The organism is Aquamicrobium sp. (genome assembly GCF_023954335.1).
GTDB lineage: Bacteria > Pseudomonadota > Alphaproteobacteria > Rhizobiales > Rhizobiaceae > Aerobium.
In genome coordinates this window covers 1318615-1344906 of record NZ_JAMLIE010000001.1, presented here as the reverse complement: position 1 = coordinate 1344906, position 26292 = coordinate 1318615, and the positions used below count along the sequence as shown (strand labels likewise).

At 66.1% G+C, this 26292-nt stretch carries 23 protein-coding genes; 11 read left to right on the top strand and 12 right to left on the bottom strand.

Annotation, left to right across the window (positions count from 1 at the left end; genetic code table 11):
• Window positions 1-39: 39 nt before the first annotated feature.
• The 4 genes from yihA to rpmH are packed head-to-tail and all read right to left on the bottom strand — an operon-like array spanning window position 40 to window position 3142.
• On the bottom strand, window positions 40-702 hold the full coding sequence (gene yihA, locus M9945_RS06570) for a ribosome biogenesis GTP-binding protein YihA/YsxC (RefSeq protein ID WP_367943896.1): 663 nt from the start codon (window positions 700-702) through the stop codon (window positions 40-42).
• Between the two features lie 57 nt (window positions 703-759).
• Entirely contained in the window at window positions 760-2598 is a 1839-nt protein-coding gene (gene yidC, locus M9945_RS06565) for a membrane protein insertase YidC (RefSeq protein ID WP_367943895.1), read from the bottom strand.
• Window positions 2599-2618: 20 nt separating this feature from the next.
• Entirely contained in the window at window positions 2619-2966 is a 348-nt protein-coding gene (rnpA, locus tag M9945_RS06560; protein WP_367943894.1) for a ribonuclease P protein component, read from the bottom strand.
• 41 nt (window positions 2967-3007) lie between these two features.
• Window positions 3008-3142 carry a 50S ribosomal protein L34 gene (gene rpmH, locus M9945_RS06555; protein ID WP_047147556.1) on the bottom strand — a complete coding sequence of 45 codons (135 nt, stop codon included), beginning with the start codon at window positions 3140-3142 and terminating at the stop codon, window positions 3008-3010.
• Window positions 3143-3490: 348 nt separating this feature from the next.
• Between rpmH and M9945_RS06550 the strand changes: the two genes are divergently transcribed.
• Window positions 3491-4951 (top strand): ATP-binding protein, encoded by a 1461-nt coding sequence (locus M9945_RS06550; RefSeq protein WP_367944783.1) that lies wholly within the window; start codon window positions 3491-3493, stop codon window positions 4949-4951.
• Between the two features lie 30 nt (window positions 4952-4981).
• Here M9945_RS06550 and M9945_RS06545 read toward each other — a convergent pair whose 3' ends face one another.
• Together M9945_RS06545 and M9945_RS06540 are read right to left on the bottom strand one after the other, a co-directional pair.
• On the bottom strand, window positions 4982-6151 hold the full coding sequence (locus M9945_RS06545; RefSeq protein WP_367943893.1) for a glycosyltransferase: 1170 nt from the start codon (window positions 6149-6151) through the stop codon (window positions 4982-4984).
• A gap of 514 nt (window positions 6152-6665) precedes the next feature.
• Window positions 6666-7616, bottom strand: a complete 951-nt coding sequence (locus M9945_RS06540) for a LysR family transcriptional regulator (protein WP_367943892.1) — start codon at window positions 7614-7616, stop codon at window positions 6666-6668.
• A 113-nt stretch (window positions 7617-7729) separates the two neighbouring features.
• On the opposite strand from M9945_RS06540, the gene ilvD reads away from it, so the two are divergent.
• The 4 genes from ilvD (at window position 7730) to M9945_RS06520 (ending at window position 12327) form a co-directional block, all read left to right on the top strand.
• On the top strand, window positions 7730-9403 hold the full coding sequence (gene ilvD, locus M9945_RS06535; protein WP_367943891.1) for a dihydroxy-acid dehydratase: 1674 nt from the start codon (window positions 7730-7732) through the stop codon (window positions 9401-9403).
• A gap of 51 nt (window positions 9404-9454) precedes the next feature.
• Entirely contained in the window at window positions 9455-10447 is a 993-nt protein-coding gene (locus M9945_RS06530) for a TRAP transporter substrate-binding protein (RefSeq protein ID WP_367943890.1), read from the top strand.
• A 74-nt stretch (window positions 10448-10521) separates the two neighbouring features.
• Window positions 10522-11019, top strand: a complete 498-nt coding sequence (locus M9945_RS06525) for a TRAP transporter small permease (RefSeq protein ID WP_367943889.1) — start codon at window positions 10522-10524, stop codon at window positions 11017-11019.
• A gap of 24 nt (window positions 11020-11043) precedes the next feature.
• Window positions 11044-12327 carry a TRAP transporter large permease gene (locus M9945_RS06520; RefSeq protein WP_367943888.1) on the top strand — a complete coding sequence of 428 codons (1284 nt, stop codon included), beginning with the start codon at window positions 11044-11046 and terminating at the stop codon, window positions 12325-12327.
• A gap of 127 nt (window positions 12328-12454) precedes the next feature.
• Here the strand turns inward: M9945_RS06520 and M9945_RS06515 are convergent, their stop codons facing one another.
• The 5 genes from M9945_RS06515 to M9945_RS06495 form a co-directional block, all read right to left on the bottom strand.
• Window positions 12455-12880, bottom strand: coding sequence for a universal stress protein (locus M9945_RS06515; RefSeq protein WP_367943887.1), 426 nt, complete (start codon window positions 12878-12880; stop codon window positions 12455-12457).
• Between the two features lie 11 nt (window positions 12881-12891).
• A complete protein-coding gene (locus M9945_RS06510) occupies window positions 12892-15555 on the bottom strand; it encodes a TRAP transporter permease (RefSeq protein WP_367943886.1) in 2664 nt (887 codons plus the stop codon).
• A 182-nt stretch (window positions 15556-15737) separates the two neighbouring features.
• The gene (locus M9945_RS06505) at window positions 15738-16718 is read right to left on the bottom strand and encodes a TAXI family TRAP transporter solute-binding subunit (protein ID WP_367943885.1); all 981 of its coding nucleotides are present in this window, start codon (window positions 16716-16718) and stop codon (window positions 15738-15740) included.
• A gap of 158 nt (window positions 16719-16876) precedes the next feature.
• Entirely contained in the window at window positions 16877-18199 is a 1323-nt protein-coding gene (locus tag M9945_RS06500) for an aspartate aminotransferase family protein (protein ID WP_367943884.1), read from the bottom strand.
• Window positions 18196-19095 carry a MurR/RpiR family transcriptional regulator gene (locus tag M9945_RS06495; protein ID WP_367943883.1) on the bottom strand — a complete coding sequence of 300 codons (900 nt, stop codon included), beginning with the start codon at window positions 19093-19095 and terminating at the stop codon, window positions 18196-18198. Before M9945_RS06495 ends, M9945_RS06500 begins: the two co-directional genes overlap by 4 nt.
• Before the next feature lie 95 nt (window positions 19096-19190).
• On the opposite strand from M9945_RS06495, the gene M9945_RS06490 reads away from it, so the two are divergent.
• A complete protein-coding gene (locus tag M9945_RS06490; RefSeq protein WP_367943882.1) occupies window positions 19191-20030 on the top strand; it encodes a 3-keto-5-aminohexanoate cleavage protein in 840 nt (279 codons plus the stop codon).
• A gap of 158 nt (window positions 20031-20188) precedes the next feature.
• Here the strand turns inward: M9945_RS06490 and M9945_RS06485 are convergent, their stop codons facing one another.
• Complete coding sequence (locus M9945_RS06485) at window positions 20189-20383, bottom strand: hypothetical protein (RefSeq protein WP_367943881.1); 195 nt, start codon at window positions 20381-20383, stop codon at window positions 20189-20191.
• Window positions 20384-20882: 499 nt separating this feature from the next.
• Here M9945_RS06485 and M9945_RS06480 point away from each other — a divergent pair, with 499 nt between their 5' ends.
• The 5 genes from M9945_RS06480 to M9945_RS06460 all read left to right on the top strand — a co-directional run bounded on the left by M9945_RS06480 (window position 20883) and on the right by M9945_RS06460 (window position 26256).
• Entirely contained in the window at window positions 20883-21065 is a 183-nt protein-coding gene (locus M9945_RS06480) for a hypothetical protein (protein ID WP_367943880.1), read from the top strand.
• A gap of 290 nt (window positions 21066-21355) precedes the next feature.
• On the top strand, window positions 21356-22060 hold the full coding sequence (locus tag M9945_RS06475; RefSeq protein ID WP_367943879.1) for a hypothetical protein: 705 nt from the start codon (window positions 21356-21358) through the stop codon (window positions 22058-22060).
• Window positions 22061-22153: 93 nt separating this feature from the next.
• Entirely contained in the window at window positions 22154-23794 is a 1641-nt protein-coding gene (locus tag M9945_RS06470) for a CHAT domain-containing protein (RefSeq protein ID WP_367943878.1), read from the top strand.
• Window positions 23752-25194 carry a hypothetical protein gene (locus tag M9945_RS06465; protein WP_367943877.1) on the top strand — a complete coding sequence of 481 codons (1443 nt, stop codon included), beginning with the start codon at window positions 23752-23754 and terminating at the stop codon, window positions 25192-25194. Before M9945_RS06470 ends, M9945_RS06465 begins: the two co-directional genes overlap by 43 nt.
• A 138-nt stretch (window positions 25195-25332) precedes the next feature.
• The gene (locus M9945_RS06460; protein WP_367943876.1) at window positions 25333-26256 is read left to right on the top strand and encodes a helix-turn-helix domain-containing protein; all 924 of its coding nucleotides are present in this window, start codon (window positions 25333-25335) and stop codon (window positions 26254-26256) included.
• Window positions 26257-26292: the final 36 nt, after the last annotated feature.

The following is a 26292-nucleotide window of genomic DNA, read 5'->3' as shown; positions in this document are numbered from 1 at the left end:
TTCCCCATGTCAGAGAGATCGCCGAACCCCGGCAAGGAATCAGCCGCCGGCGACGGCAAGCGCGATGGCGGCGCGCAGCTCGTCCATCCCCTGGCCCTTTTCAGACGAGGTGGCGAGGATTTCCGGAAAAGCGGCGGGGTGCTTCTTCACCTTGAGCGCCGTTTCCTCGATCAGCCGCGGCAGGCCGGCGGTCTTGATCTTGTCGGCCTTGGTCAGGACGATCTGGTAGGAGACGGCGGCGCGGTCGAGAAGGTCCATCACCTCCTCGTCGTTCTTCTTGATGCCGTGGCGGGCGTCGATCAGGAGATAGACGCGCTTCAGCGTCACGCGGCCCCTGAGATAGTCGAAGACAAGCTTCGTCCAGGCGTCGACCTGCGCCTTGGGCGCCTGGGCGTAGCCGTAGCCCGGCATGTCGACCAGCGCCATCGGCGGCAGGTCGCCCGCCTCGCCCGAATAGCCGTCCGGCACGAAATAGTTGAGCTCCTGCGTGCGGCCGGGCGTGTTCGAGGTGCGGGCCAGCCCCTTGCGGTTGACCAGCGCGTTGATGAGCGAGGACTTGCCGACATTGGAGCGGCCGGCGAAGGCGATCTCGGCCGGCCCCTCGGGCGGCAGGAATTTCATCGCCGGCACGCCGCGGATGAACACCCACGGCCGGGCGAACACTTCGGGGCTGGCGGGGGGGGCCGGCGTGCCTTGCGTCATCTCTTCCCGCGTCCTGCCTGCCGGCCCGTCCGGCCGACTCTTTTTCTGCTTGCCGGCCTACTCGGCCGGCTTCGGCTTCTTCCTGAACAGGCCGGCGAGGTTGTCCCACAGCTCGATCTTGGCGCCCTGGCGCTTCATGATGTAGCCCTGCTGGATGATCGAGAGCGTGTTGTTCCACGCCCAGTAGATGACGAGTCCGGCCGGGAATGCCGCCAGCATGAAGGTGAAGACGACCGGCATCCAGTTGAAGATCATCGCCTGGGTGGGATCGGGCGGCGTCGGGTTCATGCGCATCTGCAGGAACATGGTCACGCCCATGATGAGCGGCCAGATGCCGATCATCAGGAAGGCGGGCACGTCGTAGGGCAGAAGGCCGAACAGGTTGAAGATCGAGGTCGGGTCCGGCGCGGACAGGTCCCTGATCCAGCCGAAGAACGGCGCGTGCCGCATCTCGATGGTGACGTAGAGCACCTTGTAGAGCGCGAAGAACACCGGGATCTGGATCAGCACCGGCCAGCAGCCGGCGAGCGGGTTGATCTTCTCGGTCTTGTACAGCTCCATCATCGCCTGCTGCTGCTTCATGCGGTCGTCCGCGTATTTCTCGCGGATTTCCAGGAGCTGCGGCTGCACCTTCTTCATGTTCGCCATCGACTTGTACGACTTGTTGGCGAGCGGGAAGAAGATGAGCTTGACGACGACGGTGGTGGCGAGGATGGCGAGGCCGAAATTGCCGAGCAGCCTGAACAGCCAGTCGATCAGGTAGAACATCGGCTTGGTGATGAAGTAGAACCAGCCCCAGTCGATCAGGAGATCGAAATTGCGGATGTTCCGGCTCTCCTGATAGGCGTCGATCTTCGCCGTTTCCTTGGCGCCGGCGAAGACCAGCGTCTCGACGGTGCGCGTCTCGCCCGGCGCGATCTGCACCGGGTCGGTCAGGTAGTCGGCCTGGTAGCGCACGCGGCCATCGTCGAAGAAGGCATAGCGCGGCTGGAACTCCTGCGCGCTCGACGGCACCATCGCCACGGCCCAGTACTTGTCGGTGATGCCCAGCCAGCCGTCGCTCGACTTGCCGGGAACGATCTGGCGCTTCTCGGCGAGATCGGAATAGTCGATCTCCTGAAGCCCTTCCGTGCCGGTGACGCCGATCAGGCCCTCGTGCAGGATGTAGAAGCCGGCGACATGCGGCGTGCCGATGCGCGCGACGCGGCCGTAATTGGACAGGCTCACCGCCTCGCCGCTTTCATTGGCGACCTGGTCGGAGAATGTGAAGAGATAGTCGTTGTCGACGGCGATGGTGCGGGTGAAGGTCAGGCCCCGGTCGTTGGTCCAGCGCAGCGTCACCGGGGTCGACGGCGTCAGCTTCGCCTCGCCCTCGAGCGTCCATACCGTGTCCGGCCCCGGCAGGGAGCCGGTCGCCTCGCCGCCGATGAAGCCGACCTCGGCATAGAAGCCGTCGGGCATCACCGAGGGGCTGAGAAGCTCGATATTCGGCGAATCCTTCTCGACCGTCACCCGGTAGTCCTTGAGGACGAGGTCGTCGATGCGCCCGCCGGTCAGGTTGATCGAGCCGGAGATGCGCGGGGTCTCGATGACGACGCGGCCGTTGGCGGCGATGGCGTCCTGGCGCGTCAGCGCGCCGCCCGGAACGCCGGTGCCGCCGCCGGGGACGGCCGGGGCCGCGCCGCCCGGCAGGTCGGAGCCGCCGGGCGCGGCCGGCAGGTCGGGCTGCGCCGGCTGGCCGGGTTGTGCAGGCTGCGCCTCGCCCGCCTGCTCGGCGGCGATGCGGGCGGCCTCGCGCTCGGATTCGATGCGCGGGTTCATGTAGAACACCTGCCACAGCGTGAGGATCAGCACGGAAAGCGCGATCGTGATGAAGAAATTGCGATTGTTTTCCATCGATTCCCTACCGCTGGGCCCTACCGCTGGGATTGCCTGGGCTGCCGGCCGCCGCGCATCCTGCGGGACAATTCGCGCGCCAGATCGTCGAAAGCGGCGTCGAGCACCTCGCGCCGCCCGACGATGACATAGTCGCTGCCGGCCGCCATGTCACCACCGGCACGGGTTCTGACAGCTTCCTTCAGCCGCCGGCGGATGCGGTTTCTCGTCACCGCGTTCCCGACCTTCTTGGTGACCGTGAAGCCGAGGCGCGGCGCGCCGCCGTCGCCCCGGTCGAGGACTTCCATCAGGAAGAGCGGGCCGCGCCGCTTCTCGCCCCGGCGCACGGCCAGAAACTGCGCGCGCTTCTTCAGCCGCGCGGGAAGCATTCCGGTCGGCCGGGCGGCCACCGTCCGGCCTTAAACGCCGGTCAGGCGGAAAGCCGCTTGCGGCCGCGGTTGCGGCGGGCCGCGATGACGGCGCGGCCGCCCTTGGTGGCCATGCGGGCACGGAAACCGTGGCGGCGCTTGCGGACAAGCTTGGAGGGCTGATAGGTGCGCTTCATTTGTTTAATACCGCGGTGTGCGGCCCTTCTTGGATCTGACTCTTCATGAGCAGGAGCGTTCGCCCGCCTTCCCGATACGCGAATGCCGGCAATGCACAGCCAGCGCCGCGCCGGACCGAAGGCCCGAGCGTCGGGCGCTTATAGGGGGGCGCTTACAAGGTGTCAATGCGATGGCCCATGCCACCAAATTGGCAAACGGCCCGCCCTGCCCTATCGTTGCACGTCGCCCCTGGCCATCATTCCTGGCCGGGCTGAACGGATGACGATGTGACGCAGGACGGCAACGAACGGCAGGAAAACGCTCCCCCGCGCGCGGGGGAGCGCTCGGAGGCGCGCGCCGGCGAGCGCGTGCCGCTGACGCGCGGGCTGTCGATGAAGCTGCTCGTGCTGACCGCGCTGTTCGTCACGCTGGCCGAGATGCTGATCTTCCTGCCGTCGCTGGCCAATTTCCGGCTGAGCTGGCTCGAGGAGCGGCTGTCGACCGCGGCGGCCGTCGGCATCGTCCTCGTCGACAGCGACCCCGACAGCCTGTCGCGTGAGGTGCAGGACGACGTGCTGCGCGCGCTCGGCGCGATGGCGCTCGCGGTGCGCGACGAGGGCTCCTCGCGCCTGCTCGTCGCCGTCGACATGCCGCACGACATCGACCTTCACGTCGACCTCGGCAGCGCCTCGCCGCTCGGCGAGGTGCACGAGGCGCTCTACGCGCTGGTGTTCGGCGGCGAGCGGGTGCTGCGCGTCTTCGCGCCCTTCGGCGGCGGCGAGCGCGAGTTCGAGCTGGTGATGGCCGAGACCGACCTGCGCAAGGCGATGGTGGCCTATGCGCGCAACGTCGCGCTCCTGTCGCTCATCCTGTCGCTGGTGACGGCGAGCCTCGTCTTCTACGCCATCCATCGCGTGATGATCCGACCGATGCGGGCGATGACACGCTCGATGCTCGCCTTCGCCGAAGCGCCGGACGACCCGGCCCGCATCATCCGCGCCGGCACTCGCAGCGACGAGATCGGCGTCGCCGAGCGCGAGCTGGCGGCGATGCAGGGCGAATTGCAGCGCATGCTGGTCGAGCGCCGGCGGCTCGCCGATCTCGGCCTCGCCGTCTCCAAGATCAACCACGACATGCGCAACATCCTCGCCGCCGCGCAGCTGATGTCCGACCGGCTGGCGCGGGTCGACGATCCGGGCGTGCGCAGCATGGCCCCGCGGCTGATGCGCACGCTCGACCGGGCGATCTCCTATTCGGAAGGCGTGCTGGCCTATGGCCGCACGCAGGAGCCGCCGCCGGCGCGCCTGCGGCTGCGGCTGCACGACCTCGTCGAGGAGGTGCTGGCGCTTTCCGGTCCCGAGGTCGCGGCGCGGATCGAGCTCGTCAACGCCGTCGATCCGCAATTCGAGATCGACGCCGACCCCGAGCAACTGTTCCGGGTGCTGTCGAACCTGTCGCGCAACGGGATCGAGGCGATGTCGGGCAACGCCTCGCCGGCGCTGGTGCGCCGGCTGACGCTCAGCGCCGAACGAACCGGCGGCGTCGCCCGCATCCTGGTCGAGGATACGGGGCCGGGCCTGCCGCAGAAGGCGCGCGAGAACCTGTTCTCGGCGTTTCGCGGCTCCGCCCGCACCGGCGGCACCGGCCTCGGCCTCGCCATCGCGCACGAGCTGGTGCGCGCCCATGGCGGCACGCTCGAGCTGGTCGAAAGCCGGGGCGGGCGCACGGTGTTCTCGATCACCATCCCCGACCGGCCGCTCGATCTCGACGCGGCCCGGCGCGGCCCGTCGGCTTCTGCGCGCAGCCAGCCGCGCGACGCCGGGGCCTGACCCTTCCGGCTCCACGCGAAGCAGCGAGGCTCAATGCGCCCGGTGCGCCGGAAGCGCGGCGGCTTCCCCCAGCTCGGAGATCCGCGTGCCGGCGGTCATCGGGTTCCCGCGCCACTCGAACCGGCCGACCACCCAGCTGCGGAGCCAGACCACCGGCATGACGAGGTCGCGCGCCAGCAGCGCCGGCAGGGCGTAAAGAGAAAGGCGCCAGTTCTTCGCCCGCGCCAGCAGCAGCTCCGGCAGATAGGCCGCGGCGAGGACGAAGGCGGCCGTCGCCGGCAGGCTGATGCCGCCGATGGCCGCTGCGGCCAGCACAAGGACGAGCGGCGGCAACGCGCCGAGCAGGATCTCGGGCGCGAAGAACGCCGGGAAGGTGACGCGGCGCAGCCGCGCCCAGCGGGCCTGCCGCGCCCAGATCTCGCCGAGGCTGCGCCGGCCGAGCGGCTGCGCGAAGGGCGAGGAGACGAGATGGACCTTCAGCCCGAGGCGGTGGACCAGCTTGGTCGCGGCTGCATCCTCGGCGATGTCGGCGGCCAGCGCCTCGATCCCGCCTTGGGCGTCGAGAAGCGGCTTCGACCACAGCATGGTCTTGCCCTGGGCGAAGCCGAAGCCCAGCGCCTCGCCGGCATACTGCCAGCGCACCTGATGCGTGTTGAGGAAGGCGCACTCGACCTCGGCCCAGAAATTGCCGGGGCGGGTGGCGAGCGGCGTGGAGCAGACGAGGCCGGTGTCCGTGCGCCGGGCCGCCATCAGGCGGCGCACGAAGTCCTTCGGCATCAGCACGTTGGAATCGGCGATCGCCACCCAGTCGTGGCGCGCGGCGCGCCAGCCCTTGACGCAATTGTTGAGCTTGGGATTGGCGCTGATGCGGTCGTCGCCGAAGAGCACCCGCGCCGCGACCCACGGATGGGCCGCCATCGCCGCCTCGATCGCCGCGACGATCGGGTCGGCGCGGTCGGCGACGCAGAAGATCAGCTCGTATTCGTCCCATTCGAGGCGGAACGCGCTCGCCAGGGTCTCGCGCGAGAACGTCTCGATGCCGCGCACGGGGATGACGATGGACACCGGGGGAGCCGCAGGCCGCCCGGCGGCGGCGGGCGCCTCGATGCCGTCAGGATCGAGCCGCCACGCGGCGATCGCGATGCTGGCCAGATTGACGAGAAGCAGCACCCCGGAGACGAAGAAGAGAAATTCGACCATGCGCAAGAACCCGAGGGCCGGCGCATCCGCCCGGAAGCGCCGCGCCGGACAAACCGCGGCCGGTTACCGGCCGCATCCGCGCCCCCGAACATGGCCACAGCCCCGCTTGCGGCCGCCTGTCCCGAGGCAGCCGGAAGACATCATCCTTCCATGTCAGGAAGACGACAGGAAACCGCCGCCCGGCCTCACGTGGTCAGGGCGCGAACGCCGTATCGCTTCATGGAAGGAAGTGGTGCCGCTTGCGGGGCTAAAAATAATTATTTATCTATTTGATAATATTAACATTTATTATATTTTATATCTTGCATACCAATAATTATACCAACAATTTGATTCACTATCCGACCGTCGACGAGGACAACGTCGGATCGCGGCTGGTGACGGCAGATTTACAGCGCCTCTGGACAATTTTGAGTACGTCGATGGTGATCGTTCCTGTCCACAGGATCATTTGACGGAACAATTTCCAGGAAAGAAGAGCATCGTATCGTCAGCGGAACCTGCAAGAACAAGTTCATCCCAACGCGACCGTAGATGTCAGGCATACCTCACCTCGCCCTTTTGCCATTTCATCTTCGACAAATGCGACAAACTTCCGGACGATTTCTGAGGCTTGTTCCGGTCTCCAGCCCATCCCCACTTCGATCGTGGGGGCACTTTCCCGCAGCCGCAGATAGGAGACACCAGACGGCGACAGGCTGCGCATGGAACTCGGAACGAACGCCAACCCCATTCCCTCGGCCACCAGATTGATGATGGTCTGCATTTGCATCGCGCGCTGGCCGACAACGGGTTGTGCTCCGTGATCGGCGTACAAGCGAGTGACGAGATCATGAAGAACAGGCGCTCCCGTGCGGGGAAAAAGCACAAGCGGCTTGTCCCTCAGATCATCGAACGAGACAGTTCGTTCCTTGGAGGCGGGATCGCTGCCATCCACCCAGCGTGACGGCATCGCAACAATGAGTTCTTCCGAACTGATCGGCACGTAGCCGAGGGGCGCCGGCATGGCACGGTTCGGTGGCGGGATCATCAGGCCGACATCCAGTTCACCTGCAAGCAAGCTCTCGAGCTGGACGTTGCTGGTCGCTTCGTGCAAATCGATTTCCACTTCGGGGAAGGATTGCTTGAAGCGGCTGACCAGCCTCGGCAGGAAGCTGTAACCGACGAAGCTGACGAAAGCCACGCGCAGCCTGCCGACCTCACCTCGCGACAGGCGCCGCGCCAGGTCCGGAAGCTCCATCGCTTCGCCCAAAACGCGTCTTGCGTATGGCAGCCACTCATTTCCAATCGGCGTCAGCCGCACAGTTCGCTTGGTGCGGAAGAACAGTTGCACCCCAAGATCAACCTCCAGCGCCTGTATGCTCTGGCTGAGCGGAGGCTGCGTCATATGCAGGCGCTCGGCCGCCCTGCCGAAGTGCAGTTCTTCGGCCACGGCAACGAAATGGCGAAGTTGGCGCAATTCCATGATGGCCTCATTGATATGCAGTATGACCTAATACCATATGATAAATAGATTTCCAGGATTACTACGCTCCCGCCTATGCTTCGCCTTACCAGCCAGCCGCGGGAGGGCAGCCAGTGCCGCAGAAACTGCGATCGAGCAAGATCACCAAAGGCGTCGAACGTTCGCCCAATCGGGCGATGTTTCGGGCGCTCGGCTATCGAAGCGAGGACTTCGCGAAGCCGATGATCGGGATTGCCAACGGCCACTCGACGATCACGCCCTGCAACGCGGGACTTCAGCCTCTCGCTGACGCCGCCGCCGCTGCGATCAAGGCGGCCGGCGCCAATCCCCAGATGTTCGGCGTTCCCACCATCTCCGACGGCATGTCGATGGGCACCGAAGGCATGAAATACTCGCTCGTTTCGCGTGAGGTGATCGCGGATTGCGTCGAAACGACAGTTCAGGGCCAGTGGATGGATGGTGTTCTCGTCATCGGCGGCTGCGACAAGAACAAGCCCGGAGGCATGATCGGCATCGCGCGGGCGAACGTACCGGCGGTCTATGTCTATGGCGGCACCATCAAGCCAGGAAACTGGAAGGGCGAGGACCTGTCGGTCATCTCGTCATTCGAAGCCGTCGGCGCGATCAGGGCTGGTCGCATGAGCCAGGAGGATTTCGAGGGCATCGAACGGCACGCATGTCCAACCACGGGCGCCTGTGGCGGCATGTATACGGCGAACACGATGGCTTCGTCCTTCGAGGCGCTCGGCATGTCGCTGCTCGGCTCCTCACTGATGGCCAATGTCGATCAGGAGAAGCTGGATTCTACGACCGCTTCGGCAACCGTTCTGGTGGAGGCGGTCAGGAAAGGCATCAGGCCGCGCGATATCATCACGCGCGAAAGCATCGAGAACGCCATCGCCCTGGTGATGGCGACCGGCGGCTCTACCAACGCGGTGCTTCACTATCTGGCCATCTGCCATGCAGCCGATGTCGAGTGGACGCTCGAGGATTTCGAGCGCGTTCGTAGAAGGGTCCCGGTCATCTGCGACCTCAAGCCTTCCGGCCGATACATGGCGGTAGACCTGCACCGTCAGGGCGGCGTGCCGCAGGTGCTCAAGCTGCTGCTCAACGCTGGGCTCATCAATCCCGACTGCCTGACGATCACCGGCCGGACCATCGCGGAGGAACTCGCGGACGTTCCCGACCATCCACCATCCAACCAGGACGTGGTGCGCCCCGTCGATGCGCCGCTCTACAAAGAAGGTCATCTTGCGGTTCTGCGCGGCAATCTGGCAGAGGGCGGCGCCGTTGCGAAGATCACCGGCCTGAAGTCGACGTCGATCACCGGACCGGCGCGCGTGTTCAACGACGAACAATCCGCGCTGGACGCCATTCTTTCCGGTGCGATCCAGCCGGGCGACGTGCTCGTGCTGCGCTATCTCGGACCGAAGGGCGGTCCCGGCATGCCGGAGATGCTCGCACCGACCTCGGCGATCGTCGGCCGCGGGCTCGGCGACAAGGTCGGTCTCATCACCGACGGGCGCTTTTCCGGCGGCTCGTGGGGCATGCTCGTCGGCCATGTCACGCCGGAGGCGTTCGTCGGCGGAACGATTGCGCTGGTCGAGGAGGGCGACAAGATCACGATCGACGCCGGACGCCGCCTGCTCCAGCTCGAGGTTTCGACAGAAGAGATCGAAAGACGGCGGCGCGAGTGGCGTCAGCCTGCTCCGCGCTACACGCGCGGCGTGCTTGCGAAGTTCGCCGCTCTCGCCAGGCCGGCCAATGAAGGAGCCGTAACCGGATAGCTGGCAAGCCAAGACGGTTTCGCTCAACAATCACAACAGGGAGGAAAGATCATGCTGCATTCGAGAAGACAATTCGTTCGCGCCGCGCTCGCTGCCGCGACACTGGCGGGTCTCGCCACATCGGCATCCGCGCAACAGGAGATCAAGCTCGGCTATGCGCTGGCTCCGACATCGCATTATGGTGTCGCGGCCGATCGCTGGCAGGAATATGTTGAGGCGGAAAGCGACGGGCGTTACACGTTCCGGCACTTTCCATCCTCCGGGCTCGGCGGCGAGCGCGAAGTGATCGAGGGCGTCCAGCTCGGCACCGTCGAGACGACAATCGTATCCTCCGGAACCCTGTCCAACTTCGTGCCGGAAGCAGGTGTCTTCGACATACCATTTCTCTTTCGCGACCTTGGCCACGCGCGCCGGGTGCTCGACGGCCCGGTGGGACAGGAGATTCTCGCGAAGTTCGACGATGTCGGGCTGGTCGCGGTCGCATGGGGCGAGCAGGGTTTCCGCCACATCACAAACAACCGCAATGCCATCGAAGCGCCGGCTGATATCGCGGGCCTGAAGCTGCGGACGATGGAGAACCCCACTCACATAACCGCCTTCGAGACGCTTGGGGCCGCACCCACGCCGATGGCATGGCCGGAAGTCATCGGGGCTCTGGAGCAGGGCACGATCGACGGTCAGGAGAACCCGCTCACCGTTATCACCTCGGCGAAACTCTCCGAAGTCCAGACCTATCTCACCCTCTCGGGGCACGTCTATTCGCCGACGGTGTTCCTCGTCTCCCGTCCGCTCTGGGACGGCCTGTCTCAGGAAGACCAGGAGATGTTTCGCATGGGCGCCGTCGAAGCCGTTACGGCGATGCGCGCCTTCGTCGATGGCGTCGAAACCTCGGGCGTGGAGCAGTTGAAATCCGAGGGCATGACCGTCGGCGAACTGTCCACGGAGCAGAAGGCAGCGTTCCAGGGCGCGCTGGAGGCCGCCTATGAGCAGTATTACGGCATCTACGGCAAGGATCTCGTCGAACGGATCATCGCGACCGAATAAAGGCCCTGCGCCGACCGCCGCAGGTGCCGCCGGCACGGCTTTGGCCGTGCCGGCCCCTTTCGAGGTGAGAAACGATGAAAATGTACGAGCGTCATTTCGTGACGGTCAACGAATGGCTGGTGCTGCTGATGCTGGCAGCGATGGCGGTGATCGTCTTCACCAATGTCGCGCTACGCTATCTGACCAACTTCTCGCTAACCTGGGCGGAAGAAGTCGCCCGCTACCTGATGATCTGGATGACGTTTCTCGGTGCAGGGCTGGTCCTGCGCTCGGGCGGACACGTCGCGATAACCAATCTGCACGACCTCTTGCCGGATCGTGCAAGCCGTGCGCTGCGCATGGTCGTCTCGATGCTCGTGCTAGGCTTTTTCGCCGGGATGGCATGGTTCGGCCATGACTACATGTCGCGCATGGGCCGCCAGCTGACGCCCGCGACGAGAATCCCCTTTTACACCATCTATGCCGCCATGCCGGTCGGCTTTGCGCTGCTCATCGTCCACTTCCTGCTGGTTCTTAAGAACTACGTGGCGACGGGCGGGAGCACGGACGATGTTCCGACGAACGGCGGTTGACATGGACGAGATTCGGACACTGCCATGGTGACAATCCTCTTCGCCTCTTTCTTCGTTCTTCTCCTTATCGGCGTTCCGGTCGCATTCTCGCTCGCGATTTCGGCGGCACTGGCCGTCTGGTTCGGATCGAGCTATCCGATGCTTGTCGTGGTAAAGGAGATGTTCTCCTGCCTGGACAGCTTCCCGTTAATGGCCGTGCCGTTCTTCATCCTCGCCGCCGAGGTGATGACCGGCGGTGCGATGACGACCGTCTTGCTGCGCTTCGCCTCGCAGTTCGTCGGTCATCTGCGTGGCGGTCTGGGCTATGCGAACGTGCTGTCATCGACGATGTTCGCGGGCATCTCCGGGTCGGCTCTCGCCGACGCGGCCGGCCCCGGCGCGATGATGGTGCGCATGATGGAGAAAAGCGGCTACGACAAGTCCTACGCCGGCGCGTTGACAGCATCGAGCGCGGTTATCGGGCCGATCATCCCCCCGTCGAACATCATGATCCTCTATGCCATGCAGGTCAGCGAGGTCTCGGTCGGCGGGCTGTTTATGGCCGGCATCGTGCCGGGGCTCGCGATGACGGCCATGCTGTGCGCGGCCAACTGGCATGTCTGTCGCCAGCGGGGATACCGCGCGAGCGAACCAAGGCCAGCGCTCGCCGAAATGGTGCGGACGACGTTCCTGGCGATCCCGGCCCTGATGCTGGTGGTGATCATCATCGGCGGCATCCGCGGCGGCATCTTCACGCCGACCGAAGCGTCGGTGGTCGCTGTTTTCTACGCGGTGCTGTGCGGAACGTTCGTCTACAGGTCCCTCAAGCCGCGCGATCTGCCAGCGATCCTCCTGCGCGCCGCACTCGTCAGCGTCTCGGTGCTCGTCATCCTGGCCGCCGCCCGCGCTTTCGCGTGGGTCTTGATCATCGAGAGCGTTCCGCAGACGCTTGCCGACGTAATCTCAGGCTGGAACCTGAGCCCGATCGTCTTTCTGCTCGCCGTCAACCTGCTGCTGATTCTGTTCGGCCTGTTCATGGACCCGCTGCCCGGTGTGATGGTGCTCGTGCCGATCCTTTCGCCTATTGCGCACAGTCTCGGCATAGACCCGTTCCAGTTCGCGATGATCGTGATCGTGAACCTGACGATCGGACTGATCACGCCGCCGGTCGGCGCACTGCTGTTCGTTATCTCATCAACGGTGAGGCTCAACGTGGGCGAACTCGTACGAGAGATGCCGCCGTTCATGGTCGCGCACCTGATCGTGCTCACGATGCTGACACTGATTCCGTCGCTTTCGACATGGCTGCCACACGCAAGCGGCTTCTGACGCAACCGGGATTCACCATTGGCGTGGCAGAGCCTGAGCATTTTCCAGGCAATCACATTGGTGCGCTCGAAACCGGCAAAGATGTGGCGTTTGCAATACCCGTTAGGATCGTCGAGCGAGATAGCCCCTATCTGACCACATGCACGGACACGTCTGCATGGCGGGCCACGCGGGCCGCGTTCGGTCCGAGAAGATAGTTCTCAGGGCCCGGCTTGGAGGCCATGAGCACGATGAGATCGGCCTTGCTGACTGCGGCATAGTGCAAAATCTCCCGATAGATCGAGCCGTGGCCGACGATGTGGCGATGCTTCACGTCCGCTGGGACGTTCGCCTTCGTATAGTCGTGCAGCGCCTTGTTCGCGTGCTCGATCGCCTGCTTCTCGTGGTCCTTCGGGAAGAAGCCGCCGACGAGGGACAGGCCGTAATCCGGCACGACCGTGAGCACGTGAAGGTTGGCGCCGGTGAACCGCGCCAGCTCCACGGCGGTTTTGATCGCCTTCTTCTCCGCCTCGGCCTCGCCGAGATCGACCGTCACAAGAATGTTCCTGTACATCGCACCGCTCCTCACGCTGCCTTCGGATTGCCGGCGAGCGTGCCGCCGCGCCGGCGCTGAGACCAGATCACCAGACCGAGCAGCAGGATGGCCGGAATGTAGAACACCTCGCGCGGCATGCGCTCGGCCGCCACCTCGAGCGCCGTGACCGTCACCGGCTCGTCGGCGTAGAAATCCATGTCCGACAGGGTGCGGCCGGCGAGGCTGTTCATGTCGAGCGGCTCGTCGAGGATCGCCTTGTCTCCCTCGATCCGCATGGCAAGGCCGGTCGCGGCCTCGAAACGGGCCTGGCCGGATTCGCCGGCCGGGCCGAGGTCGAAAGCCATGATGCGGTCGAGCGTCCGGTCGGGATCGTTGAAGGACGGGCCGGCGATATGCACCCGCACCTCGGCATCGTCGGGCTGGGCCTCGACCGTTTCGTGGATGCGCTGCGGCTCGATCGCGTCATAGGGCGGCTGCACCAGGTCGAGGAAGAAGCCGGGACGCAGGAGCAGGAAGGTGACGAGCAGCAGCGCCACCGTCTCCCAGATGCGGTTCCGCGCCATGAAGAAGCCTTGCGTCGCGGCCGCGAAGATGAGCATCGCGACGGTCGCCTTGAGGAATATCCACGTTCCCCCGGCCCAGCCGACGCCGATCAGCAGCAGGTCGGTGTTGAAGACGAAGATGAAGGGCAGGAGCACAGTGCGCAGCGAATAGAAGAAGGCGACGAAGCCGGTCTTGATCGGGTCGCCGCCGGAAACGGCCGCCGCCGCGAAGGAGGCGAGGCCGACGGGCGGCGTCACGTCGGCCATGATGCCGAAATAGAAGACGAACATATGCGCCGCGATCAGCGGGATCAGCACGCCGTTGGCCGCGCCGACCTCGACGATGACCGGGGCCATCAGCGAGGAGACGACGATGTAGTTGGCCGTGGTCGGCAGGCCCATGCCCAGAACCAGGCTGATGATCGCGGTGAACACCAGGATCAGGAAGATGTTGCCGCCCGACAGGAACTCGACGAACTCTGCCATGACCTGGCCGATGCCGGTCAGCGTGACCGTGCCGACGATGATGCCGGCCGCGGCCGTGGCGCAGGCGATGCCGATCATGTTGCGCGCGCCCGCGATCAGGCCGACGATCAGGTCGTCGAAGCCTTCGCGGAAGGCGGCGACCTGCTCGGAGGCGCGGATGCCCCGGAACAGTGCCTTGAGCGGCTTTTGCGTGAGGACGACGACGATGAGCAGCAGCACCGCGTAGAAGGCCGACAGACCGGGCGAGCGGCGCTCGACCATCAGGAACCAGACGAGCACGAAGAGCGGCAGCAGATAGTGCAGGCCGGTCTTGATCACGTCCTTGACCAGCGGCAGCTCGACTACCGGCGCGTTGGGATCGTCGAGGTCGAGATCGGGAACCCTCGACGCGTACCAGATGAGCGCCACATAGGCGGCGAGCAGAAGCACGATCAGCGCCGGGCCGGAGATGCCGGGCAGCACCATGCGCACGAGGGCGATGAAGTAGTAGACCGCGCCCGCCAGGATGACGATCGAGGCGATGGTGATGCCGGCGCGCAGCAGCGACTGGAGGCCGGTGGACTGCACCCGCTTGGGCAGGACCGGCATGTCGCCGCGCACGGCTTCCAGATGCACGAGGTAGAGCAGGGCGATGTAGGAGATGACCGCCGGCAGGAAGGCGTGCTTGATCACCTCGATATAGGGGATGCCGATATATTCGACCATCAGGAAGGCGGCCGCGCCCATGACCGGCGGCATGATCTGGCCGTTGACCGAACTCGCCACCTCGACCGAGCCGGCCTTCTCCGGCGTGAACCCGACGCGCTTCATCAGCGGGATGGTGAAGGTGCCGGTCGTCACCACATTGGCGATGGACGAGCCGGAGATCATCCCCGTCATCATCGAGGAGAGCACGGCCGCCTTGGCCGGTCCGCCGCGCATGTGGCCGAGCAGCGCGAAGGCGAGCTTGATGAAGAAATTGCCCGCGCCCGCCCTGTCGAGCATCGAGCCGAACAGCACGAACAGGAACACGAAGGCGGTGGAGACGCCGAGCGGCACGCCGAAGACGCCGCCGGTGGACAGCCACATCTGGTCCATGGCGCGGCCGAAGGAGGCGCCGCCCCAGCGGATGATGTCGGGCACCAGCGGCGAGGAGCCGAAGAAGACATAGGCCAGGAAGACCATGGCGACGACGGCGAGCGGCGGGCCGAGCGCGCGGCGCGTCGCCTCCAGCAGCAGGACCATGCCAATGCCGGCGACCACCAGGTCCTGCGTGATCGGCAGGCCGGGCCGGCGCGCGAGGTCGCGGTAGAAGATGAAGATGTAGAGGGCGGCGAAGGCCGCGACGATGGCGAAGACCCAGTCGAGCGTCGGGATGCGGTCGCGCGGGCTGCGGGCGAAGGCCGGATAGGCCATGAAGGCGAGGAACACGCCGAAGGCAAGATGGATGGAGCGCGTCTGCGTGTCGTTGAACACCAGCGGCAGGCCGGTCGCGCTCGATAGCATGAAGGGCAATGGCGAGGCGATGTAGAGCTGGAACAGCGACCAGCACAGCGCCACGCCCGAGATCACCCATGCCGCGAAGCCGACGGGATTGCGCGCGCCGGTATCGGAAGCGGCCACGAGGTCCTGAAGCTCGGCCTCGCTCAGCGGCGCGTTCGCGGTCTTGTCGTTCTCTGTCGCCATGGCGGTTCCCCTCCGGTGGGCGATTCCGGGAAATGAAAAAGGGAGGCGCTTCCCGCGGAAACGCCTCCCCCAATGTCAGCCGGGCGCGCGCTCGTCTGCGCGCAGCTTCGCGCCCGGACCGAAGACGATGAAGGTTCGGCAAGACGTCATGCGTTGCCTTTCCTCGCGGGTGTGGCTCGACCCTACTGAAGCCAACCCTTTTCCTTGAAATAGGCTTCGGCGGCCGGGTGCATCGGGGCAGAATTGCCCTGGTTCACCATGGCTTCCGGGTTCAGGTTGGCGAGCGCCGGATGCAGGCCCTTGAAGGCGTCGAAGTCCTTGAACACCGCGTCGACGAAGGCGCGGACGACGTCGTCCGGCACGTCCGCGGAGGTCACGACGGTCGCGCCGACGCCGAAGGTGTTCACGTCGTCGGGATTGCCGTTGTACATGCCGCCGGGGATGACCGCCTTGAAGTAGTAGGGGCGCTCCGCGACCAGCTTGTCGACCACATCGCCCTCGACCGGAACGATCCTGGACTCGCAGGTCGTGGTCGCCTCCTGGATCGCGCCGGCCGGATGGCCGACCGTATAGGCGAAGGCGTCTATGTTGTTGTCGCAGAGCTGGGAGCTCTGCTCGGCGGGCGCGAGCTCGCCCGCCAACGCGAAGTCGGAGTTGGTCCAGCCCTTCTCCGCGATGAGCAGGTCCATCAGCGCGCGCTGGCCGGAGCCGGGATTACCGATATTAACGCGCTTGCCCTTGAGGCCGTCGAAATCGGAGATGCCGGCGTCGGCGCGCGCGACCACGGTGAGCGGCTCGGCATGGAGCGAGAACACCGAACGCAGCTTCTCATGCGGCCCGCCATCGGCGAAGCCGGCCTCGCCATGGGCGGCGTTGTACTGGACGTCCGACTGCACGACGCCGAATTCGAGGTCGCCGCCCTTGATGGCGTTGACGTTGAAGACCGAGCCGCCGGTCGACTCGACCGAGCAGCGGATGCCGTGGTCGCGGCGGGTCTGGTTCATCAGCCGGCAGATGGCGCCGCCGACCGGATAATACACGCCGGTCACGCCGCCGGTGCCGACCGAGACGAAACGCTGTTCCTGGGCGCTGGCGGCTCCTGCCGCCAGCGAGGCGAACATCGCCGTAACGAGGCCGAAGCCGAGTACCGAATGTCGTTTCATGAGTGCGTCTCCCTGTTGGGCACGATCCCTCTTCGGGCTTTCGGATGAAGACAGGCCTCGTGCCGCAGGCCCGTCTCCTTCTTCGAGGCGGGGTCGGAGGCGGCAGGCGCGGAGCCCCCCGATCCCCGTCCCCAAGAGTGCGCGTATCGGCGCCACCGTCAAGTCACAGCCGCGTCGACCGCGTCGCCGAGGCGCGACACGATGCGCTCGATATCGGTTTCGTCGACGATAAAGGGCGGCGCCACAAGCACATGGTCGCCATTGACGCCGTCGATGGTCCCGCCCATCGGGTAGACCATCAGGCCGCGCGCCATGGCCGCGCGCTTGATCGCCGCGTTGACCTTACGCGAGGCGGCGAACGGACGCTTGCTCGCGCGATCCTCCACCAGCTCGATCGCGCGGAACAGGCCGCGCCCCCTGATGTCGCCGACATGGTGATGGTTGCCGAAGCGTTCGGTCAGGCGCGCCTCGAGCAGCGCGCCCATGGCCCGGACGTTGTCGAGCAGCTTGTCGCGGCGGATGGTTTCCTGCACGGCAAGGCCGGCCGCCGCGGCCATGGGGTGGCCCATATAGGTGTGGCCGTGCTGGAAGAAGCCGGAACCGGCGCACATCGCCTCGCGGATCGCTCCCGAGACGAGCACCGCGCCGATCGGCTGGTAGCCGCCGCCCAGCCCCTTGGCGATGGTCATCAGGTCGGGCGCGATGCCTTCCTGCTCGCAGGCGTGCAGCGTGCCGGTGCGGCCCATGCCGCACATCACCTCGTCGAGGATCAGCAGCACGCCGTGGCGGTCGCAGATCTCGCGGATGCGGCGGAAATAGTCGCCGACCGGCGGGACGGCGCCGGCCGTCGCGCCCACGACCGTCTCTGCGACGAAGGCGATGACGGTCTCGGGCCCGAGTTCGAGGAGCTTCTCCTCCAGCGAGGCGGCGGTGCGCGCCGCGTAGTCCTCCTCGCTCTCGTCCTCGCGGCGGAAGCGATAGGAAAAGCAGGGATCGACGTGATGGGTCTCGATCAGCAGCGGGCGGAACTGCTCGCGCCGCCATTCGTTGCCGCCGGCGGCCAGCGCCCCGAGCGTGTTGCCGTGATAGCTCTGGCGGCGCGCGACGACATGGCGGCGCTGCGGCTGGCCGATCTCGACGAAATACTGGCGCGCCATCTTCAGCGCCGCCTCGACCGCCTCCGACCCGCCCGAGACGAGATAGACGTGGTCGAGCCCCTCCGGCGCATCCTCGACCAGCCGTTCGCCGAGTTGCTCGGCGACCTCGGTGGTGAAGAAGCCGGTATGGGCGTAGGCGATGCGGTCGAGTTGCGCGTGCATGGCTTCGAGCACCGCCGGATGGCCATGGCCGAGACAGGAGACGCCGGCGCCGCCCGAGGCGTCGATATAGCTCCTGCCCTGCGCATCCACGATCTCGATGCCGCGCGCGGCGACGGCGACCGGCGGGCTCGTGACGAGCGAGCGATGCATGATGCGGGTCATGGTGAGGACGCCTTGCGTTTGCGTGCCGGTTGAATGTGAATTCCCAGCGCCTCGGCCTGGGCGTCGAAATGCTCCAGCGCCGCGAGCGCGGCGTCTCCGGCATGGCCGGCAACCAGCGCGCCGAGGATTTCCGCCACCGCGAAGGCAGGCGCCATGGTGTGGAGGAAGGAGGCGGTGTCGGTCGGCACCAGCACGACATCGCGCGCGATGCGCGCCAGCGGCGACACCTCGCTGTCCGTGACCGCGACCAGCGCCGCGCCGCGCGACGACGCCAGCCGGGCAAGCTCGACCGTCGCCTTCGTATAGGGCGCCACGCTTACAGCCACGAGCGCGTCGCCGGGCGCGATGCGTCCCGCGAGGTCCATGCCGGTGCCGCCCGGTCCGTCGAGCAGGACGGAACGGTCGCCGATCATGGAAAGGATATAGTGGAGATGCCAGGCGATCGCATGGCTGGAGCGCATGCCGATGCAGTAGATGCGGCGCGCTCCGCTCAGGGTGCGCGCCGCCTTTTCGAGGCGGTCGAGCCCGTCGGCTTCGCCGAGCTCCGCCATCTGCATTGCGATCCGGCCCAGCATATCCGCCGCCAGCGCCCGGTCGCCCTGCTTCTTCTGCCGTTCGACCTGCGCGCCGGCCTTGGCGGTGAAGCCTCGCGGCTCGCCGCCGCGCAGCGCCGCGGCGTGAACGCCCCTTATGCTGTCATATCCGTCGAGGCCGATCCGCTGCGCCAGCCGCGTCATCGTCGCCGGCTGGACGCCCGCCTCCCGTGCCTGCTCGCGCATGGACAGCAGCGCGACGTCGCGCGGGTGGTCGAGCACGTAGCGCGCCGCCTGCCGCAACTGTCCGGGCAGCGCATCGAAATCCGCGACGAGTTTCTGCCTGACGGTTCCCTGCTCCATGGGGAAAAAGCTATCGCCGCCGGGCAGCTATTGCAACATCTGTTTCATGCTGGAAATATGTGATCGGAATGAATCATTGAAGAGGGAAGCCCCATATGCCACCGGCCGGTCGCGCTCTGCCTTGTGTGCCCATCGCGGTCGCGCCCAATGGCGGCCGCAGGACGAAGGCGGATCATCCCGCCCTGCCCATAGGGCCGGCCGAACTGGTGCGCACGGCGGCCGAGTGCCTGGAGGCCGGCGCGGCGATGATCCACGTCCATGTCCGCGACAGCGAGGACAAGCACCTGCTCGACGCCGACGCCTACCATGCCGTCATCGACGCGATCCGGGCCGAGGTGGGCGAACGCATGGTGGTCCAGATCACCTCCGAGGCGCTCGGAATCTACGGCCCGGAAGAGCAGATGGCTGTCGTTCGGGCGGTGAAGCCGCAGGCCGCCTCGTTGGCGCTGCGCGAAATCCTGCCCGGAACCGCGAACGAGGCGGCGTTCGCCGACTTCCTGCTGTGGATGAAGACAGAGCGCGTCGCGCCGCAATTCATTCTCTACGAGCCGGGCGAAGCCGTTCGGCTCGACGCGTTGCGCCGGCGCGGGATCGTGCCTTTCGAGGAGCCGCCGGTGCTCTATGTGCTTGGACGCTACACGACGGGCCAGACATCGACGCCGGCGGATCTCCTGCCCTTTCTGGCACCCGGCCAGCCGGTCTTCCGCCGCTTCATGGTGTGCGCCTTCGGCCGGCACGAAGCCGCCTGCACGATCGCCGGAGGGTTCCTGGGCGGTGGACTGAGGGTCGGCTTCGAGAACAACCTGACATTGCCCTCCGGCGACAGGGCCGCGGCGAATGCGGACCTCGTCGACGCCGTGCGTTCGGGGCTGGAAGCCGCGGGCATAACAGGCATGAGCGGCGAGGAACTGGCGCGGGACTGGTCGAGCCTGTGAGAACCTCCTGCCATCCGCGGCGCGCCAACGCTACGTCCGGCTACCCTGTTTGCAGGCAGATTCTGTCCAAACCTCAAACCGCGAGCCAGGACGCTCCGGAAACGAAAACGATCAGGAACACGATCAATGCCCAGGCTGGTATTGGATATTCTCTCCAGTCACGACCGCCGCTCATCTGACACCTTCTTATCCTTGTTCCCGACCTGGGTGTTCTGGTCTGTAGTCAACGGATTGCTCTTGATCAACCAAGCGGCTGCAACGAGCATGACCATCAGCAGGATGACACGGATGGCGATCTTCCATGGTGAGGGTTGGTCGCGTTTGAAAAGCTCCGGAACACTCTGGTGATGCATCGAAGTCTCCCTGACGGCATACAACCTTCAGCCCCGAGTCCTGGCAGGGGGTAGTCAGGGAGCATATTGGCTCGAACGCCACGCGCAAGAGCGAATGTCATCGCCCGCTGCTCGCCAACTCTGCCTTTCGTTCGGCCGCCTCAGATGCGCCGACGACTAGCTCCGCGTCGCCGCTCTTGCTCCAACCTCACAAGCCGAGGCAGGCGCAACGTGGATATCTCCAGACAGCTTCCCCTGTCGGGTAACACGGTAGCGCCACACATCAAGTCGATCTTCCGCTTTGCCTTGCGTGCCGATGCGGTCGCCGCAAGCGCACCGTGCTGCCTGGATCAGGCTGGGCAGTCCGTGCTTTTCGCGGCGGGTTGGTGGACAAGCCTTTTGCAAAGGACAGGCTTTGGCTCGGCATTTTGACCCTTGTTCTTTTAGGCTCGTCTCGTTTCATTCCTGCGCTAGAATGCGCCGCCAATGCGGGTGCGATCATGCGCCATAGGAGACGCCAATGTCAGCCGGATGGGTAAACCTGATCGTGCTCGTCGCAATCGTGTTGATCGTCACGGGTTTCGTTGCGATCCGCGTTTTTGTGGCAACGCGCCCGGCCGGCCGGAAGAAATCCGGATTGGCAAAGCCATCCAGGGAGCACCACCGGCAGGTCAATCCCAAGACCGGGAACTTGTTTCGATAAGTTCGAGAGGAAGCTGCTGGTGCCGATATCCCCGTTGAACGGGCGTTAACCGCCTGCTGTCCGGGCGATCAATTCCGCGCCCGCAAGCGGATTTGCATCATCGCCCTTTTCTGTCCTTGTTTGACGCGAATATTCCTCGCGGGTGATCGGGAGGCCGGGCATGTGATTCGAAGCGGGAGCAGTGCTTCTATTCTGCGGAACCCATTCCACCCAAAACATTGAGGACGGCGTAAACATATGTCAGGTTTCCGAATGGACGCAGCGTGGCGTCCGGCCAGCGAGGGCGCCTTTTGCCAGAGCTTCTTCCCGGCGCCGTTTTCACCGGAATCCTGACTGCCCTGACCGCCATCGTGCTGCGCGCGCGGTCTCTCAGGCCGCGCCTGCCGGCCTGGAAGGTGATCCTGATCGGCGGCGCGGCGGCCTATGTCATTCCCCCCGCGCTCGTCTTCCTCGCGGGGGCGTGGCGGGCCGTGCCCGGGTTGCCCGACCTGCCGGTCATCACCGAGGGACGGATCTTCATCGGGGCGTGGATGGCTCTCGCTGTGCTGAGCGTCAGTCATCGTCCGGGCCGGGCGCCGGGTATTCCGCTCTGGGCCTGCCTGCTAACCGGCGTTGCGACGGCCGCCCTGCTTCCGCCGTTTCTCGACCGGGTGACGGGCAGCTACCAGCGTCTCTCGCTGCGAGCGGATGTCAACCATTGCACGCGGGGCATGACGGGTCGGACACAGCCACGTGAGGTCACCAATATCTGCGACGAACCGATCACGGTCGGCCTTTGCCTGCCGGGCGAGGTCAACCCCGCGCCCTGCGCGCAGAGTCATACGATCGAGCCCGGCCAGATCGCGCGTTTCGATCCGGGACAGGCTTATCTGTCGTCGCTGCCGGGAAACCCCAACGGGCTGACCGTCGTCGCCTGCCGCCCGCCTGCCCGCCCGTCGCGAATGCTCTCGACCATCGGGCGCGGTTATGAGGGCGTCTGCCTGCCGCCCGGCTGATCCGGACCGTACCCGGGGGCCGGCTCCGCGCCGCCGCCCTTGTTCTGTTCTTGTTTGACGCGAATATTCGTCGTGGGTGATCGGGAGGCCGGCATGCGATTCGAAGCGGGAGCAGTGCTTCCATACCTGTTCTGCGCGATGCTGGCGGCCGCACCGTTCAACGCCGCATGCGCCGACTCGATCAACGAAGCGTTCAGGGCGGCGCAATGGGCCTCCCTGTCGTCCGCGGGCAAGGCGTTGCATCAGCTCGGTCTGCGCGAGGCGACGGGAGATCCGGAACTGGCGGCCATCGTGCGCAGCCGGCAGGATCTGCTGTCCGCCGTCGCAATCCGCGAGGCCGAGCTTTCGACCGTTCGCGATGCCAATACGGCGGTGCGGCTGCGCGGCGAGATCGACTCCCTTAACGGAGAGATCGCCGCCATCGACACGAAGCTGGCGGCGGAGTTTCCGCGCTATGCCGAGCTAGCCAATCCGGCCCCTGTCGACATCGCGACCGTGCAGGCGCAGTTGCACGAGAACGAGGCACTGCTTTTCTTTCTGAGCACGGATTCCGCCACCTTCGTCTGGGCGCTCGACCGTGACGACAGCCTGTGGTTCGAGAGTTCGCTCTCGCGCGACTGGCTCGGCGACATCGTCGCGGACCTGCGGGCAGATCTCGATCCGCATGCGCGCACGCGCGGCGCCGTGACACTGGTCGAGGGGATGGATCGGCCGCGCATCGCCCCGTTCGACCGGACGAATGCCTGGTTCCTGTATACGCAGCTCATCGAGCCGGTGGAGGCGATCCTCGGCGGCAAGTTGCATGTATTCGCCGTGACGGACGGGCCGCTCTCCGGCCTGCCTCTTTCGGTGCTGGTCTCGCAGCGCCCGCGCGGCGCCGATACCGATCCGGCGGCGATGCGGGAGACGGCGTGGCTGGTCAGGCGCTTCGCAACCACGACATTGCCCACGGTCGCGAGCCTCTCGACGATCCGGGCCGACCGCGGCGAGGCGGCCGTCAGGCGCAATCCCTTCGCCGGCATCGGCGCGCCGGTCCTCGGCGCGGAGATCGCGGCGGAGGAAGCCGTGCCGCCGCCCGGCTCGGACTTCTTCCGGGGCATGCTGTCCGATGTCTCGGCTGTCCGCAGCCTTCCCTCGCTCCCCCAGACCGGGCCGGAACTGCGCCGGCTCGCCATGGCGCTCGGAGCGGGGGAGGAAAGCCTTCACCTCGCCGAAGCCGCCACCGAAGCCAACGTCAAGGCGCTCGATCTTTCCTCAACCTCGGTCGTTGCCTTCGCCACCCACGGCCTGCTTTCCGGTGAGCTTTCCGGGCTTGCGGAACCCGCGCTCGTGCTCACGCCGCCCGATGCGGCCTCGCCGGACGATGACGGCCTGCTGACGGCTTCGGAGATCGCGGAACTTCGCCTGTCGAGCGACTGGGTGATCCTGTCCGCCTGCAACACGGCCGGCACCGACGGGCGCCCCGACGCCGAGGGCCTGTCCGGCCTGGCAAGGGCGTTCCTCTATGCCGGGGCGCGGTCTATCCTGGTTTCGCACTGGCCGGTGCGGGACGATGCGGCCGCGCGCCTGACGACCGGAACGCTCTCGCGGATCGCAGAGGATGCGAGCATCGGGCGTTCTCAGGCGCTACGGCAGACGATGCTGTCCCTGATGGAGGACGAGAGCGACCAGTCTCTCGCCCATCCGTCAGCATGGGCGCCGTTCATGGTCGTCGGCGAAGGGGGGCATTCGTGAATCTCCGCGCCTTGCTCACGGCTGGATTGGTCGCGTTCGGCAATCCGGCCGCAGCCCATCATGTCGATCCATTCGAACTCGTCGACCGTGCTCTTTCCGCCTATCAGGAGAAAAAGAGCTACGCCGACGTGCGCGCCGTGCTCAGCGCGGGATTGCGCGCTGCTCCGCATAATGGTCGGCTCGATCCCGGTTTCGGTTTCGTCTACGCGATCTACGCCGATACGGCCCGGTTCGAGGGCAATGCCGCATTCTCGCTGCAACTCGCCGACGAGGGGCTTGCGCTCGTCAACGCCGCGGCCGAGCCCAACACCGAGATTCGCAACGCGCTGATCGTCTCTCGCGCATATGCGCTGGCCGAACTCGGGCGCTACGACGAGGCGGCCGACGAGGCGACCATCGCGTCGCTGTGGCTCGAACAGCGATTCGGCGCGCAGGCGCGGGCGGACCTCGAAGCGGAAATCCGCGGCTGGCTGGCCGCCAGGAATGCCGACGTCCTGCCTTCCGTGGCGCAGGTCGCCATCGACCTTCTGCAAAAGGCGGAAGCCGCACTGGTTGCCGGCGATACCGGGAGCGCCATCGCGCTCGCGTCACGCGCGATGCTGCCCGACAATTCGGGACTGAGCCTCGGCGCGGAGCGGCTGGTCAACGCCTGGTGCCGCTCCATCACCGGCGCGGCATACGGTGTCGAAGGCAGGCATCGCGAGGCAGTGGCGACATTGCGCGAAGCCGTGGACCTTCTTTCAAGCGAGCCGTGGGACGGCCGTTCGATCGTCACGCTCTATCCGGATCTCGTCGTCGACCTGACGGACAAGGTGGTCTGGGGCGTTTTCATCCGCCTTGGAGCGAGCGCCCTTTTCGTGGACGACCCGGCTCTGGCCGATGCAGCCCTGCGCAATATCGCCGACTACGCGACGACGCCGGAGGCGCAATATTCGCTGCTCGTCCAGCGCGCGGCGATCCTGTTCAGAAGCGGTGACTTTGAAAGCGTCGCAGCCTTGTTCCGCGAGAGCGAAAAGGCGGCCGAAGCGGCCGGCAACCCCGCGAACGCCGCGCTCGCACGATTCTACATTGCCGTGGCGGAGATGCGTCAGGGACCGCAGGGGCCCGACGCGCCGGGCGTCGCGGCCATGCTGGAAGCGGCGCGCGAGGCGGCGGCCGCCGCCGGCGACAATCCGGTGCAGGTCGAATACATCCTGACGGCAGCCGCACGCCTAGCGGTCGGACACGCGCTCGCCTTCAGGCAGGCGCTGCCCGTCTCCAGCGCCGCCTTTGCCGCTTTCGAGCGGCGCCAGAAGACCATGGGGAACTACGAGGCCGGCCAGGAAGCCGTCCGGCGCGAACGCCGCAGCTTTCTCGAAACCCATATCGGCGTGCTCTACGAAACCTCGCGGGCGAACTGAGAGATCGGCCACCCCGGTGCATCGACGGGAGTGGCGGCGGCCAGCGCCATATGAAAGCGAAGTCTTTCCCGGTTGACAGCGCCCCTGCAACCCGCGAGCTTTCGACACAGGCGCTCCTGCCAAACCGTTGTTCCCGCCATGAGCCATTTCGTCCTGCGAACCGAAGACATGGACGCCGCCCGGCGGGTGGAGGAGTTCGAGGCGGCCTGCACGCAGATCTGCCATCTCCAGATCACGCCGGCAGGCGAAGAGTATTCGTCCCGGACCTCGATCGCGCTGGTCGGGAACGCGGTGTTGGCCGACACAACCCACTCTTCCTGCGTGACGCAGCGGACGGCGGCGCTCGCCACCGCGACCGGCGACAACATCCTGCTCCATGTTCCCCTTTCCGGCGGCTTCAGCATCCGCCAGCGCGGAGGTGGGGAACAGGACTGCGGCCCCGGCTCGATCTATCTCGATCCGACCGAGCAGCCCGGCATCGCACGCTTCGACGGACTTCACACCAATGCCTTCTACCTGTCGCTGCCGCGCGCGGCGCTCGGCCCGGCGGCGGACAAGCTGTCGCTGCGCAGCCAGATCGCGCTGACGCCGCAATGGCGGCTGATGCTGGCCTATGCGCAGGCGGTGCACAAGGAGGCGGCGCTGCTGCCGCCGGCCGATCTGGACCTGTCCGCCGTCCACTTGCAGGACCTGGCGCTGCTGGCCATCGGCGCGGATCGCGATGCGGAGGCGATCGCGCGCGGCCGTGGGGCGCGGGTGGCGCGGCTGCGCGCGATCAAGGCGGACATAGAGCGGAACCTGACCGACCCCGGCCTGTCGCCGCGCTGGATCTCCATGCGGCACGGCATTTCGCCGCGCTATCTGCGGTCGCTGTTTTCCGATGAAGGCACCTCCTTCACCGATCATGTGGCGTTGCGCCGCCTGATGTTGGCGCGCCGGCGGCTGAGCGACCCGGCCCAGTCCGGCGTGCCGGTCGGCCGGATCGCCGCGGAGGCCGGGTTCGGCGACCTGTCGTGGTTCTGTCCGGCGTCAGCACTGATGGGACCAAATCGGCTTAACTGAGAACGGAGGATTTCTGGTTCATCGTAGCCTTTCAAA

Excerpts from the sequence above, each read along its gene's own strand:
- M9945_RS06485 (WP_367943881.1), bottom strand. The coding sequence starts at position 20,383 with ATGCATCACCAGAGTGTTCCGGAGCTTTTCAAACGCGACCAACCCTCA.
- M9945_RS06460 (WP_367943876.1), top strand. The coding sequence starts at position 25,333 with ATGAGCCATTTCGTCCTGCGAACCGAAGACATGGACGCCGCCCGGCGG.
- M9945_RS06470 (WP_367943878.1), top strand. The coding sequence starts at position 22,154 with ATGCGATTCGAAGCGGGAGCAGTGCTTCCATACCTGTTCTGCGCGATG.
- M9945_RS06505 (WP_367943885.1), bottom strand. The coding sequence starts at position 16,718 with ATGAAACGACATTCGGTACTCGGCTTCGGCCTCGTTACGGCGATGTTC.
- yidC (WP_367943895.1), bottom strand. The coding sequence starts at position 2,598 with ATGGAAAACAATCGCAATTTCTTCATCACGATCGCGCTTTCCGTGCTG.
- M9945_RS06525 (WP_367943889.1), top strand. The coding sequence starts at position 10,522 with ATGAAAATGTACGAGCGTCATTTCGTGACGGTCAACGAATGGCTGGTG.
- M9945_RS06515 (WP_367943887.1), bottom strand. The coding sequence starts at position 12,880 with ATGTACAGGAACATTCTTGTGACGGTCGATCTCGGCGAGGCCGAGGCG.
- M9945_RS06510 (WP_367943886.1), bottom strand. The coding sequence starts at position 15,555 with ATGGCGACAGAGAACGACAAGACCGCGAACGCGCCGCTGAGCGAGGCC.
- M9945_RS06500 (WP_367943884.1), bottom strand. The coding sequence starts at position 18,199 with ATGACCCGCATCATGCATCGCTCGCTCGTCACGAGCCCGCCGGTCGCC.
- M9945_RS06530 (WP_367943890.1), top strand. The coding sequence starts at position 9,455 with ATGCTGCATTCGAGAAGACAATTCGTTCGCGCCGCGCTCGCTGCCGCG.
- rnpA (WP_367943894.1), bottom strand. The coding sequence starts at position 2,966 with ATGCTTCCCGCGCGGCTGAAGAAGCGCGCGCAGTTTCTGGCCGTGCGC.
- M9945_RS06520 (WP_367943888.1), top strand. The coding sequence starts at position 11,044 with ATGGTGACAATCCTCTTCGCCTCTTTCTTCGTTCTTCTCCTTATCGGC.
- M9945_RS06495 (WP_367943883.1), bottom strand. The coding sequence starts at position 19,095 with ATGGAGCAGGGAACCGTCAGGCAGAAACTCGTCGCGGATTTCGATGCG.
- rpmH (WP_047147556.1), bottom strand. The coding sequence starts at position 3,142 with ATGAAGCGCACCTATCAGCCCTCCAAGCTTGTCCGCAAGCGCCGCCAC.
- M9945_RS06545 (WP_367943893.1), bottom strand. The coding sequence starts at position 6,151 with ATGGTCGAATTTCTCTTCTTCGTCTCCGGGGTGCTGCTTCTCGTCAAT.
- M9945_RS06490 (WP_367943882.1), top strand. The coding sequence starts at position 19,191 with ATGCCACCGGCCGGTCGCGCTCTGCCTTGTGTGCCCATCGCGGTCGCG.
- yihA (WP_367943896.1), bottom strand. The coding sequence starts at position 702 with ATGACGCAAGGCACGCCGGCCCCCCCCGCCAGCCCCGAAGTGTTCGCC.
- M9945_RS06540 (WP_367943892.1), bottom strand. The coding sequence starts at position 7,616 with ATGGAATTGCGCCAACTTCGCCATTTCGTTGCCGTGGCCGAAGAACTG.
- M9945_RS06465 (WP_367943877.1), top strand. The coding sequence starts at position 23,752 with ATGGGCGCCGTTCATGGTCGTCGGCGAAGGGGGGCATTCGTGAATCTC.
- M9945_RS06480 (WP_367943880.1), top strand. The coding sequence starts at position 20,883 with ATGTCAGCCGGATGGGTAAACCTGATCGTGCTCGTCGCAATCGTGTTG.